We start from the raw sequence: 12,310 nt of genomic DNA on the forward strand, positions 1-12,310 counted from the left end.
GCCGAGTCCGGCGGCATCCATCCCGCTGCTCCGGCCGGCGGCGGAACGCTCCCCGGCGCGGCTGCCGGGGGCGGCACCGGCGCGCTGCCCCGCCGTGTACGGCAGGCCAATCTGGCCCCTCAGCTCAAGGACGGCCCCGACCGGCGGGCGGCGCACGACGCGGTCCGCGGGGCGGACCCGACGGAGCGCGACGCGGACGAAGTACGCAACCGTATGGCTTCGCTCCAGCGCGGCTGGCGACGCGGCCGTGAGGAGAACGCCGAGGGCGACGAGGCCCAGGACGGCACAGCACCAGGAACGACTAAGGGAGACGGTCGATGACCGCACCGAAGGCCGCCGGCCACACCACGACCAGCACGTCGACGGGGGAACTCAACTGGCTTCTCGACGACTTGGTGGCGCGTGTCGCCAGCATCCGCAAAGCACTCGTGCTCTCCGGGGACGGCCTCCCCACGGGGGTCTCCACCGACCTGACGAGGGAGGACAGCGAACATCTGGCCGCCGTCGCCTCCGGGTTCCACAGCCTCGCCAAGGGCGTCGGACGACACTTCGAGGCGGGCAGCGTCCGCCAGACCATCGTCGAACTGGACGAGGCCTTCCTGTTCGTCACGGCCGCGGGCGACGGCAGCTGCCTCGCGGTCCTCTCCGACTCCGACTCCGATGTCGGGCAGGTCGCGTACGAGATGACACTGCTGGTCAAGAGGGTCGGCGCACATCTGGCCGCCGCTCCGCGCACCGAATTGCCCTCGGGCGGGTAGTGGGATGGCATGAGCGGAGACAGTCAGGGGATGTCCCACTGGTTCGACGACGAGGCCGGACCGGTGGTCCGTCCGTATGCCATGACACGCGGCCGCACCACCAGCGCGGCCCAGCACCGCCTCGATCTGATCGCGGTGGTCGTGACCGAGCTGCACGCCGAGGACCCGGAGGCGGACCATTCGCTGTCTCCGGAGCACGTGGACATCGTCGGGCTCTGCCGTGACGCCCCCCAGTCGGTCGCCGAACTCGCCGCCGAACTCGACCTGCCCGTCGGGGTCGTTCGCGTCCTCATCGGCGACCTCGTGGACGAGGAGCTGGTCCATGTGACGCGTCCGGTACCACCCGCCGAACTGCCGGACGAAAGCATTCTCCGCGATGTGATCAGCGGCCTACGGGCCCTGTGACGAGACCCGGAGGCCCGGCCGATCCGGGCCTCCGCGTCAGAACACCTCAGACGACCCGGGCGATGGAGCGCCCGGCCCACGCGGGCGCCGTCTCCACCAGCGGGGCGAGCCGGTCGCGGACGCCCTCCGGGAACGGGGTGGCCCGTCCCGCCTTCTGGTCCACGTGGAGGGCGAGCAGTTCCGACGTGGCGACCACCGTGGCGTCCGCGTCAGGTGCGGCATTCGCCGCGGCCAGGACGTACATCTCGTGCGTGAAGTGCGCCTTCTTGCCGGCCGCCCCGAGAATCCGGGTGCGGACTCCCAGGTGGGCGCCCTCGGTTGCGTCCCGCAGATAGCGGACGTGCGACTCGACCGTGTAGAGCGAACAGCCGCTGTCCGCGCGGTACATGGCGTCCATCCCCGTCGCGTCCATCATCGCGTCGGTTGCGTGGCCGAAAACGAGGACGTAGAACGCCTCGCTCAAGTGCCCGTTGTAGTCGATCCATTCGGGGCGCACGGTCTCGCGGAAGAGGGGCAGGGACGTCATCGGGCGCCGGTCCCGGGCAGCCGGCCGGTGGCCCGCAGCACGTCTATGACCCCCTGGTCGCGCTCCGCGACGAGGTCCGCGATGGTCCGTCCGTCGGAGGCGTCGTCACAGCCGACGACCACGGCGTCGTAGAGGGCCCGGTCCAGCTCCGGGGCCTCCAGCCGGGTCCACGGGGACTTCAGGGACGGGCCGAAGTGGTCCAGCATGTGCGCCATGCCGCCCTCCCCGCCGGCCAGCGCGAAGGTGAGCATCGGGCCCATGAACGCCCAGCGCAGACCGGGGCCCTCGGTGATGGACCTGTCTATCTCGCGCACCGTCGCCTCGCCGTTGGCGACCATGTGCAGGGCCTCCCGCCACAGCGCCTCCTGGAGACGGTTGGCGATGAAGCCGGGGACCTCGCGCTCCATGGTGATCACGGACTTGCCCGCCACCTCATAGAAGCGGGAGGCCCACTCGACCGCCGCCGCGTCCGTGTGCTCGCCGCCGACGACCTCGACGAGCGGGATGAGGTACGGCGGATTGAAGGGGTGGCCGACGACGAGCCGGCCCGGGGTGACGGCCTCCGTCTGCATGTCCGTCATCGGATAGCCGGACGTGGACGAGGCGATGACGATCCCGGCGGGCGTCGCCGCGTCCAGTTTCGCCAGCAGCTCGCGCTTGAGCTCCAGCTTCTCGGGGGCGCTCTCCTGCACGAACTGCGCCTCCGACACCGCCCCTTCGAGCGTGTCGGTGACCGTCAGACGGGCCGGGGAGGCGCCCGGGGCGAGGCCCAACTGCTCCAGCGCGGGCCACGCGGCGTCCACGAGACGGCGCAGCCGTGCCCCGCCGTCGGGCGCCGGGTCCCACGCCCTGACGGCGTACCCGCGGGCCAGGAAGTGGGCGACCCAGCCGCCGCCGATGACCCCGGCACCGACGCAGGCCACGGTGCGTACGTCCTGGGGGGCGGGCCGGGTCACGGAGGTCCGTGCGGTGTCGGGGGAGTCTGAAGCGTGGGGCACCAAGGGCTCCTTGAGGGCTCGGCGTGGGGGGACGGCGTGGGGGGACGGCGGCTGTGGCCGGTGGTCTATGGGGCGCACGGTCTCTACGGGGCGCACGGTCTCGGTGGGGCGCGCGGTAGACGCGCTTCGCGCTCCGTGGGTCAGCCACGTGGCTTGAGGCCGAGCTTCAGCCGGGCCTCGTCCGGCGTCGCGACGCGCGCCCCCATCGCCTCGACGATCGTCACCGCGCGCTCGACCAGTTGCGCGTTGGTCGCCTTGACGCCCTTGCCGAGGTGGAGGTTGTCCTCCAGACCGACCCGGACGTGCCCGCCGAGCAGCACCGACTGGGCGACCCACGGCATCTGCATCCGCCCGAGGGCGAAGCTGGCCCACTGGGCGCCCTCCGGAAGCATGTTCACCATCGACTGCAGTACGCCCGGATCGGCGGGCGCGCCCCACGGAATGCCCATGCACAGCTGGAAGACGGTCGGATCGTCCAGCAGCCCCTCCGTGCGCAACTGCTTGGCGAACCAGAGGTGCCCGGTGTCGAAGATCTCCAACTCGGGCCGTACGCCCAGCTCCTGGATGCGCCTCGCCCCCGTACGGAGCATGTCCGGGGTGGACACGTAGAGGTTCGAGCCGTCGCCGAAGTTGAGGGAGCCGCAGTCCAGCGTGCAGATGTCGGGCAGCAGGTCCTCGACGTGCGGCAGCCGGTCGAGTCCGCTCACGAGGTCGGTGCCGGGCAGGTGCCTCAGTGGCTCAGCCGGGTCGATGACCAGGTCGCCGCCCATGCCCGCGGTCAGGTTGACGACGACGTCCGTGCCGGTCTCCCTGATGCGCTCGACGACCTCCCGGTACAGCCGCGGGTCACGGGAGGGCGCCCCCGTCTCCGGATCGCGCACGTGGATGTGGACGGCGGCCGCTCCGGCATCCGCGGCCTCGACGGCGGAGCGGGCGATCTGCTCGGGGGTCACGGGGACGTGCGGGCTCTTCCGCACGGTGTCGCCGGCACCCGTGAGGGCGCACGTGATGATGACGTCCTGGTTCATGGTCATACGGGGGCCTCCGCTGTGCGGGGGTGGGTTTCAGGTGGTGTGGTTGCTCGCATCGCGTTCATGCGTCGCATATAACGAACATGCCGCTTGAAGTCGTCGTCCGTCAAGGGCGCCCGCCGACGGCACCGGCGGGGGCGCTGGCGGGGGGGCGCCGCGCCACCGTCAGTACGGGTTCCGTAGCCGGTACCGGCCCACCGGCACCGGCTGCTCCTTCGAGGAACCGGCCGCCCGCCCCGAGGTGTCACAGCGCCCGTGCCGCCCGCGCCACTTCATCGGCCGCGCCGCGCGCCAGAGCACCCAGCGCCGGGAAACGGGATTCGGGCACACGGTCCTGCGGGCCCCAGATGCTGAGCACGGCGAACGGCCGGTCGCGGGTGCCGAGGACGGGCGCGGACACCCCGTACAGATTCCGCTCCATCTCCCCCGCGCACACGCTGTATCCGCGCTCCCGCGTCTCTGCCAGCTCCGCGCGCAGCCGCCCCCGGTCGGCGACTGTCGTGTCGGTGTACGCGGTCAGCGGCTCGGCCAGCAGGACGTCCACCTCTTCCGCCGGCAGCCAGGCCAGCAGCGCCTTCCCGGTCGAGGTGGCGTGCAGCGGCGCCTGCCGCCCGAGCCACTTGGCGCTGAGGACCACCGGGGGAGTCACCTCGTCGATGTACGTCAGCCCGAGCTGCTGCACCACCGCGAGGTTGGCCGTCTCGCCCGTCTGTTCGCTGACCTGGCGCAGGATGCCGTGGGAGCGCCGGATCAGCCCGTCGAACCCGGCGGCCGAGGCCATCCGGGCGACCGCGAAACCCACGGTGTAGCGGCTGGTCAGCGGATCGCGCTCGACCAGCCCGTACTGCTCCATGGTGGACAGCAGCCGCCAGGCCGTGGCCCGGTTGAGCCCGCACCGGTTCGCGAGGTTCGTAGCCGTCTCCCCGTCCGGCGCGCTGTCCGCCGTCGCCTCCAGCAGGGTGATCGCCCGCTCCAGGGACTGGACCTTGCCGGATGACCCGCCGGGCTCGGTGAGACGTGAGGTGGTGCCGTCGGCGCCGTCGGCGGTGCTGGTGGTGCTGGTGGTGCCGGTGGTGCTGTCGTCTGCGCGAGGGGGCTTGGGCGTACGCATTTCCTTGGCTCCTGACGGTACCGGCTTGAGTTCGGTCCAGTTTCTCATCATCCGTGCAGCTGTCGCGCTATATGAACGACTTGGTGACCAGGGGAGAGGCCGTCCATGGTGCCCGCGCCGAGAAGCGCCCCCCGCTCCGGACCGAACGCCGAGGTGCCGGACCCCGATATGATCTGACCGATCGTCGAAAGGCACCTCCGGCTCAGGGTCGGAGCAGCGCGACATCGGGGAGACAGGCGTGAAGGGCTGGCAGTTCTGGGTCGACCGCGGTGGCACCTTCACCGATGTCGTCGCCCAGCGCCCCGACGGACGGCTGCTCACCCGCAAACTCCTCTCGGACAACCCGTCCCGGTACGCCGACGCGGCCGTGGCAGGCATCCGCGAACTCCTCAGCGAAGCCGGTGACGCCTCAACAGGACGGACGGCCGAGCAGGACCCCGGTCACCGGAACGGCCTACCGGTGGAATCCGTTCGTATGGGCACCACCGTCGCCACCAACGCACTCCTGGAGCGCAAGGGCGAACGCACCCTCCTTGTCGTCACCCGCGGCTTCCGCGACGCGCTGCGGATCGCCTATCAGAACCGCCCGCGGATCTTCGCCCGGGAGATCGAACTCCCTGAACTGCTCCACGAACGCGTCATCGAGGTCGACGAACGCATCGCCGCCGACGGCACCGTCCTGCGCGCCCCCGACCTGGACGCCCTCGCCGGGCCCCTTCAGGAGGCGTACGACGCCGGAATCCGTGCCGTCGCCGTCGTCTGCATGCACAGCCACCTCCACCCCGCCCACGAACAGGCCGTCGGCGAACTGGCCGCCCGCACCGGCTTCCCGCAGATCTCGCTCTCCAGCGAGGTCAGCCCCCTGATGAAACTCGTCCCGCGCGGTGACACGGCCGTCGTCGACGCCTATCTGTCGCCGGTCCTGCGCCGCTACGTCCAGCACGTCGCCGACGAACTCAGCGGCGTACGGCTGATGTTCATGCAGTCCAACGGCGGCCTCGCCGAAGCCGGACAGTTCCGCGGCAAGGACGCCATCCTCTCCGGGCCGGCCGGCGGCATCGTCGGCATGGCGCAGATGTCTCAGCTCGCCGGCTTCGACCGCGTCATCGGCTTCGACATGGGAGGCACGTCCACGGACGTCTCGCACTTCGCGGGAGAGTACGAACGCGTCTTCACCACCCAGATCGCCGGTGTCAGGCTGCGCGCGCCCATGCTCGACATCCACACCGTCGCGGCGGGCGGCGGATCCGTCCTCCACTTCGACGGCTCCCGCTACCGCGTAGGGCCGGACTCGGCGGGAGCGGACCCCGGCCCCGCCTGCTATCGCGGCGGCGGCCCGCTCACCGTCACCGACGCCAACGTGACCCTCGGCCGGATCCAACCCGCCCATTTCCCCAGGGTGTTCGGCCCCGACGGCGACCAGTCGCTCGACGACACCCTCGTCCGCGACCGCTTCACCGCCCTCGCCGACGAGATCCGCGAGCGGACCGGCGACGACCGCACGCCCGAGCAGGTCGCCGAGGGCTATCTGCAGATCGCCGTGGCCAACATCGCCAACGCCGTGAAGCGCATCTCGGTCCAGAAGGGCCACGACGTCACCCGCTACGCACTGACCACCTTCGGCGGCGCGGGAGGCCAGCACGCGTGCATGGTCGCCGACTCGCTCGGCATCCGCACGGTCCTCGTGCCGCCCATGGCCGGGGTGCTCTCCGCGCTCGGCATCGGGCTCGCCGACACCACGGCCATGCGCGAACAGTCCGTCGAGGCGCCCCTGGAAGCCTCCGCGATGCCGGGCATCCTCAAGACCGCCGACGGCCTGGAGGGCGCGGCCCGGGCCGAACTCCTTGCCGAGGACGTCCCCGCGGACCGCATCCGGGTCACCCGCCGGGCCCAACTGCGCTATGACGGCACGGACACGGCCCTCACCGTCGAGCTGACCGAGCCCGGCACCATGACCCGCACCTTCGAAGACCGCCATCGCGCCACCTACTCCTTCACCCTCGACCGTCCGGTCGTCGTCGAAGCCCTCTCCGTGGAAGCCACCGGTCTCACCGAACCCCCCGATCTCTCCGCCCTCGTCGTCCCGAACTCCACGCCCGGCACCCCGGAGACGGTCAGCCTCCACACCGGCGGCACCTGGCGCGACGTACCCCTGCGCCGCCGCGAGGAACTGCCCCCGGGTGACACCGTCACCGGCCCCGCGATCATCACCGAGGCCAGCTCGACGACCGTCGTCGACGACGGCTGGCAGGCGGCCATGACCGACGACGGGCATCTGGTCATGGAACGCGTGGCGGTCACGGAGAGTTCCGATCTCGGCACGGAAGTCGACCCCGTTCTCCTCGAAGTCTTCAACAACCTCTTCATGGCCATCGCCGAACAGATGGGCGCCCGACTGGAGTCCACCGCCCAGTCCGTCAACATCAAGGAGCGCCTGGACTTCTCCTGCGCGCTCTTCGACCCCGACGGCAACCTGGTTGCCAACGCCCCCCATATCCCAGTGCACTTGGGCTCGATGGGCACCAGTGTCAAGGAGGTCATCCGCCGACGCGGCGACAGCATGCGCCCCGGGGACACCTACGCGGTCAACGACCCGTACCACGGCGGCACCCACCTCCCCGATGTCACCGTGATCACTCCGGTGTTCGACACGGAGGGTGACGGCGCGGAGGGCGGCGACGATGCGGACGGCGGCGGCGCCGACGGCGGGCGCATCCTCTTCTACGTCGCCTCGCGCGGCCACCACGCCGAGATCGGCGGCATCGCGCCCGGGTCCATGCCCGCCAACAGCGCCACCATCGAGGAGGAGGGCATTCTCTTCGACAACTGGCTGCTCGTGGAAGGCGGCAACCTCAGGGAGGCCGAGACCCGAAGCCTCCTCACCGAGGCGCCCTACCCCTCGCGCAACCCGACGACCAACCTCGCGGACCTGCGCGCCCAGATCGCCGCCAACCAGAAGGGCGTCGACGAAGTCGGCCGCATGATCGAGCACTTCGGGCTCGACGTCGTCCAGGCGTACATGAAGCACGTCCAGGACAACGCCGAGGAGGCGGTCCGCCGCGTCATCGACACCCTCGAAGACGGAGAGTTCGCCTACGAGACCGACTCCGGTGCGGTGATCCGGGTCCACGTCTCCGTAGACCGCGAAGAACGCTCCGCAAAAGTCGACTTCACGGGCACGTCCCCGCAGCTCGCCACCAACTTCAACGCGCCGTTCGCGGTGGTCAACGCGGCCGTCCTGTACGTCTTCCGCACCCTGGTCGCCGACGACATCCCGCTCAACGACGGCTGCCTGCGGCCCCTCGACATCGTCGTACCGCCCGGCTCGATGCTCGCCCCACGGCCGCCGGCCGCCGTTGTGGCGGGAAATGTGGAGACGTCACAGGCGATCACCGGAGCCCTGTACGGTGCTCTCCGTGTGCAGGCCGAGGGCTCCGGCACCATGAACAACGTCACCTTCGGCAACGAGCGGTACCAGTACTACGAGACCGTGGCCTCCGGGTCCGGTGCGGGCGACGGCTTCCCCGGCGCGCCCGTCGTACAGACCCACATGACCAACTCGCGACTCACGGACCCCGAGGTCCTGGAGTGGCGACTGCCGGTCCAGCTCGACGAGTTCGCCGTACGACGCGGCAGTGGCGGGGCCGGACGGTGGCGTGGCGGTGACGGTGCCGTACGCCGCATCCGGTTCAACGAGCCGATGACCGTCTCCACGCTCTCCCAGCACCGCAGGGTCCCGCCCTACGGTATGGCGGGCGGCGAACCCGGGACGCTGGGCGCCAACCGCGTCGAGCGCGCGGACGGCACGGTCACCGAACTCGCCGGGAGCGACGCGGCCGAGGTCGGCCCCGGCGACGTGCTGGTCATCGAAACACCCGGCGGCGGCGGATACGGGCCGCCACCGCCCGGCACCACCGAAGCAGGCTCCACCGCTGAACCAGGCTCCACCCAAGCAGGCTCCACCGAAGCACGCGACACCACTGAAGCAGGAGAAGAGAACGATGATCTTCGGGCGCACTGAGCGCGGCAAGGCCCCCGTCGAGCCCGTCACGCTCAAGATCCTCGTGGCGGGCGGCTTCGGCGTGGGCAAGACGACCATGGTCGGCGCCGTCAGCGAGATCAAGCCGCTGCGCACCGAGGAGTTGCTGACCGAGGCGGGCCGTCCCGTCGACGACACCAGCGGTGTGGAGGGCAAGCACACCACCACGGTCGCCATGGACTTCGGCCGCATCACGCTCCGCGAGGGCCTGGTGCTGTACCTCTTCGGGACACCCGGTCAGAACCGCTTCTGGTTCCTGTGGGACGAGCTCGCCACCGGCGCCCTGGGTGCCGTCGTCCTCGCCGACACCCGCCGCCTGGAGGACTGCTTCGCCGCCGTCGACTACTTCGAGCGCCGGTCCATACCGTTCGTGGTGGGTGTCAACTGCTTCGAGGGCGCGGCCCGTTACCCCATCGATGACGTCCGTCAGGCCCTCGACCTGGACCCCGGAGTCCCCGTCGTCCTGTGCGACGCGCGCGGCCGGGAGTCGGTCAAGGAAGTCCTCATCGAGGTCGTCCAGCACGCGATGGCGTACGCCGCCGAGCGCCGCCAGACCGTCACCACCTGAGACACCGGCCGGCGGCGCCCAACCGGCCCGGGGAGCAGGTAGCGGCACGAGTACGACCCGTACCCCCGCCGACAGGGGTACGGGCCGCAGTCCTCAGGCACTGCCGATGGGCTGCACGCGCGCGTGGGCATCGAGGTCCACGCGTGCGTGGACCTCGAAAAAAGGTGGGTCAGCCCTCGCCGTCCTCGTGCCAGCCGAAGCTCTTCTCCACCGCCTTGCGCCAGTTGTGGTACTCGCGGTCACGGACGGACGCCTCCATGTCGGGCGTCCACTCGACGTCCTTCTGCCAGTGCGTCTTCAGCTCGTCGAGGTCGTTCCAGACCCCGGTCGCCAGACCGGCCGCGTACGCGGCGCCCAGGCAGGTCGTCTCGGAGACCTTCGGGCGGATCACCGGCACCCCGAGCACATCCGCCTGGTGCTGCATCAGCAGATTGTTCTTGGTCATGCCGCCGTCCACCTTCAGGGTCGTGATCTGCACCCCGGAGTCCTGGAACATCGCGTCCACGACCTCACGCGTCTGCCAGCTCGTCGCCTCCAGGACGGCCCGCGCGAGGTGCCCCTTCGTGACGTACCGGGTCAGCCCGGTGACGACACCGCGCGCGTCCGACCGCCAGTAGGGCGCGAACAGGCCCGAGAACGCGGGCACGATGTACGCGCCACCGTTGTCGTCGACGCTCGCGGCGAGGGTCTCGATCTCGTCGGCGCTACGGATGATGCCGAGCTGGTCGCGGAACCACTGCACCAGTGCCCCGGTGATCGCGATGGACCCTTCGAGGCAGTAGACCGGCGCCTCCGTGCCGATCTTGTACCCCATCGTCGTCAGCAGCCCGTTCTTCGAGGGCACAGGCCGGTTCCCGGTGTTGAGCAGCAGGAAGCTGCCCGTCCCGTACGTGTTCTTGGCCGTGCCCACGTCGTAGCAGGCCTGTCCGAACACCGCCGCCTGCTGGTCGCCCAGCGCCGACGCCACCGGGACGCCCGCGAGTTGGCCCACGGCGGTCCCGTACACCTCGGACGAGGACTTGATCTCCGGGAGGACGGCCTCGGGGACGTTCATCGCGGAGAGGATGGACTGGTCCCACTGGAGTGTTTCGAGGTTCATCAGCATGGTGCGGCCGGCGTTGGTCACGTCGGTGACGTGCTGTCCGCCGTCCGTGCCGCCGGTGAGGTTCCAGATCAGCCAGGAGTCGATCGTGCCGAAGGCGATCTCGCCGCGTTCGGCACGGGCCCGAAGTCCCGGCACGTTGTCGAGCAGCCAGGCCGCCTTGGGCCCGGAGAAGTAGCTGGCCAGGGGCAGTCCGGTCTGCTCACGGAAACGGTCCTGCCCGTCCGAGCCGCCGAGTTCGTTGCAGAGCGCGGAGGTACGGGTGTCCTGCCAGACGATCGCGTTGTGTACGGGCTTGCCCGTGGCGCGGTCCCACAGGACCGTCGTCTCGCGCTGGTTGGTGATTCCCAGCGCGCTGAGCTGGTCGGCGCGGAGCCCCGCCTTCGCGAGCGCGCCCGCGACCACGGCCTGCACCTTCGACCAGATCTCGGTGGCGTCGTGCTCCACCCAGCCCGGCTTGGGGAAGATCTGGCGGTGCTCGCGCTGGTCGACGGCGACGATGGCGCCGTCCTGGTTGAAGACGATGCAGCGGCTGGACGTGGTGCCCTGGTCGATTGCGGCGACGAACTTGTCCGTCATGACGTCCCCTTCGTCGGATTCTTCGGACGGCTGCCTCAGAAGGCTGCTTTGAAGATGAGCCCGGCAAGCACTCCGCCGATCAGCGGCCCCACCACCGGGATCCACGAGTAGCTCCAGTCCGAGGTGCCCTTGTTGGGGATCGGCAGGATGGCGTGGACGATGCGCGGGCCCAGGTCACGGGCCGGGTTGATGGCGTACCCCGTCGGACCACCGAGCGACAGACCGATGCCGACCACCAGGAACGAGACGATCAGAATCGCGGTGCCGGACTCGCCGAGCCCCTTGGTGAGGCCGAACGCCAGGATCGGCAGCACGAGACCTATGGTCGCGATGATCTCGGTGATGAGGTTCGCCACGGGATTGCGGATCGCGGGGCCGGTGGAGAAGATCCCGAGCGTGGGCTGCGCTATCTCCTCGTCGGCGTTGGCCTGGAACTGGGCGTAGTAGACCAGCCAGCACAGCACGGCGCCCAGGACGGCGCCGACCATCTGTCCGGCGATGTAGATGTGGACCTGGTCCCAGTCCCCGGTGTCGATGGCGATGCCGACGGTCACCGCCGGGTTGAGGTGCCCGCCGGACAGCGGCGCGGCGGTGTATGCCCCGGCCATCACGCCGAAGCCCCAGCCGAACGCGATGACGACCCAGCCGGCGTCCTTCGCCTTGGAGTAGTTGAGTACGACCGCGGCGACCACTCCGGCGCCGAAGAGGATCAGAATCGCTGTGCCGATGACCTCACCGACGAAAATGTCTCCGTTGCTCATGGCGGCTCCTAGGCCCAGGCCCGGGGCGATCCGCCCCGGTCCACCGTGCAGGGTGCGTTCCCATGGCTACTTCAGCCGAGGACAGGGAGATCCCGCGCCCCGCCCGGCGTCCGTGACGAGCGTGCCGTCGTAGTCGGATCGCCCCTGGGGGCATGACCCGTTGGCGCAGGCCAGGGCCTGCGCGGCGCAGTGCCTGAATACGCCGGAATGCGGCGATGCCGACTGACACCGGAAGTGTTCACCGGCACTGTGAGAGCGTCAAGGTCGCGGGCGACAACGGTTCGCGCCCGCGCAGATGGCTCGACGGGGGCCGCCGGGTTCCAGGGCGTGCGCACGGCGACGGAGTCCGTGCGGCGTGAGGCCTTCCGGAGTCGGCCGGTCCGGCAGGGGCCCGCAACCGGTCGGCCGGGGGGCGGAGGCGCGGCTCGGGTG

The 12,310-nt window shown here is 70.5% G+C and carries 10 protein-coding genes and 1 pseudogene; 5 read left to right on the top strand and 6 right to left on the bottom strand.

Translation table 11 applies throughout. The features are described 5' to 3' along the window. The 3 genes and pseudogenes from O3Q52_RS36925 to O3Q52_RS36935 all read left to right on the top strand — a co-directional run. Positions 1–321: pseudogene (locus O3Q52_RS36925) on the top strand (histidine kinase); the annotation flags it as partial. Next, the gene (locus tag O3Q52_RS36930; protein WP_189839795.1) at positions 318–758 is read left to right on the top strand and encodes a roadblock/LC7 domain-containing protein; all 441 of its coding nucleotides are present in this window, start codon (positions 318–320) and stop codon (positions 756–758) included. The pseudogene O3Q52_RS36925 and the gene O3Q52_RS36930, both read left to right, overlap by 4 nt. Positions 759–767: 9 nt before the next feature. Further along, positions 768–1,163 (top strand): DUF742 domain-containing protein, encoded by a 396-nt coding sequence (locus O3Q52_RS36935; RefSeq protein ID WP_269652981.1) that lies wholly within the window; start codon positions 768–770, stop codon positions 1,161–1,163. A gap of 46 nt (positions 1,164–1,209) precedes the next feature. On the opposite strand, the gene O3Q52_RS36940 is transcribed toward O3Q52_RS36935, so the two are convergent. The 4 genes from O3Q52_RS36940 to O3Q52_RS36955 form a co-directional block, all read right to left on the bottom strand. After that, the gene (locus tag O3Q52_RS36940) at positions 1,210–1,689 is read right to left on the bottom strand and encodes a thioesterase family protein (RefSeq protein WP_269652982.1); all 480 of its coding nucleotides are present in this window, start codon (positions 1,687–1,689) and stop codon (positions 1,210–1,212) included. Further along, positions 1,686–2,645 (bottom strand): 3-hydroxyacyl-CoA dehydrogenase NAD-binding domain-containing protein, encoded by a 960-nt coding sequence (locus O3Q52_RS36945; RefSeq protein ID WP_269652988.1) that lies wholly within the window; start codon positions 2,643–2,645, stop codon positions 1,686–1,688. Before O3Q52_RS36945 ends, O3Q52_RS36940 begins: the two co-directional genes overlap by 4 nt. A 182-nt stretch (positions 2,646–2,827) precedes the next feature. Further along, the gene (locus O3Q52_RS36950) at positions 2,828–3,715 is read right to left on the bottom strand and encodes a 3-keto-5-aminohexanoate cleavage protein (RefSeq protein ID WP_269652989.1); all 888 of its coding nucleotides are present in this window, start codon (positions 3,713–3,715) and stop codon (positions 2,828–2,830) included. Between the two features lie 247 nt (positions 3,716–3,962). After that, entirely contained in the window at positions 3,963–4,829 is an 867-nt protein-coding gene (locus O3Q52_RS36955) for an IclR family transcriptional regulator (protein WP_269652983.1), read from the bottom strand. A 238-nt stretch (positions 4,830–5,067) separates the two neighbouring features. On the opposite strand from O3Q52_RS36955, the gene O3Q52_RS36960 reads away from it, so the two are divergent. Both O3Q52_RS36960 and O3Q52_RS36965 read left to right on the top strand, forming a co-directional pair. Continuing rightward, the gene (locus tag O3Q52_RS36960) at positions 5,068–8,850 is read left to right on the top strand and encodes a hydantoinase B/oxoprolinase family protein (protein WP_269652984.1); all 3,783 of its coding nucleotides are present in this window, start codon (positions 5,068–5,070) and stop codon (positions 8,848–8,850) included. Next, complete coding sequence (locus O3Q52_RS36965) at positions 8,831–9,436, top strand: ATP/GTP-binding protein (protein ID WP_269652985.1); 606 nt, start codon at positions 8,831–8,833, stop codon at positions 9,434–9,436. The genes O3Q52_RS36960 and O3Q52_RS36965 overlap by 20 nt, the downstream gene beginning before the upstream one ends. A gap of 169 nt (positions 9,437–9,605) precedes the next feature. Here O3Q52_RS36965 and glpK read toward each other — a convergent pair whose 3' ends face one another. Together glpK and O3Q52_RS36975 are read right to left on the bottom strand one after the other, a co-directional pair. Beyond that, positions 9,606–11,117 carry a glycerol kinase GlpK gene (glpK, locus tag O3Q52_RS36970; protein ID WP_269652986.1) on the bottom strand — a complete coding sequence of 504 codons (1,512 nt, stop codon included), beginning with the start codon at positions 11,115–11,117 and terminating at the stop codon, positions 9,606–9,608. Between the two features lie 35 nt (positions 11,118–11,152). Beyond that, positions 11,153–11,878, bottom strand: a complete 726-nt coding sequence (locus O3Q52_RS36975; RefSeq protein WP_269652987.1) for an MIP/aquaporin family protein — start codon at positions 11,876–11,878, stop codon at positions 11,153–11,155. Positions 11,879–12,310: the final 432 nt, after the last annotated feature.

It is taken from the genome of Streptomyces sp. ActVer, assembly GCF_027270795.1.
In the GTDB taxonomy this organism is placed as follows: domain Bacteria; phylum Actinomycetota; class Actinomycetes; order Streptomycetales; family Streptomycetaceae; genus Streptomyces; species Streptomyces umbrinus_A.

Coding starts and splice junctions, on each gene's coding strand:
- O3Q52_RS36930 (WP_189839795.1), top strand. CDS start 318: ATGACCGCACCGAAGGCCGCCGGCCACACCACGACCAGCACGTCGACG.
- O3Q52_RS36935 (WP_269652981.1), top strand. CDS start 768: ATGAGCGGAGACAGTCAGGGGATGTCCCACTGGTTCGACGACGAGGCC.
- O3Q52_RS36940 (WP_269652982.1), bottom strand. CDS start 1,689: ATGACGTCCCTGCCCCTCTTCCGCGAGACCGTGCGCCCCGAATGGATC.
- O3Q52_RS36950 (WP_269652989.1), bottom strand. CDS start 3,715: ATGAACCAGGACGTCATCATCACGTGCGCCCTCACGGGTGCCGGCGAC.
- O3Q52_RS36955 (WP_269652983.1), bottom strand. CDS start 4,829: ATGCGTACGCCCAAGCCCCCTCGCGCAGACGACAGCACCACCGGCACC.
- O3Q52_RS36965 (WP_269652985.1), top strand. CDS start 8,831: ATGATCTTCGGGCGCACTGAGCGCGGCAAGGCCCCCGTCGAGCCCGTC.
- glpK (WP_269652986.1), bottom strand. CDS start 11,117: ATGACGGACAAGTTCGTCGCCGCAATCGACCAGGGCACCACGTCCAGC.
- O3Q52_RS36975 (WP_269652987.1), bottom strand. CDS start 11,878: ATGAGCAACGGAGACATTTTCGTCGGTGAGGTCATCGGCACAGCGATT.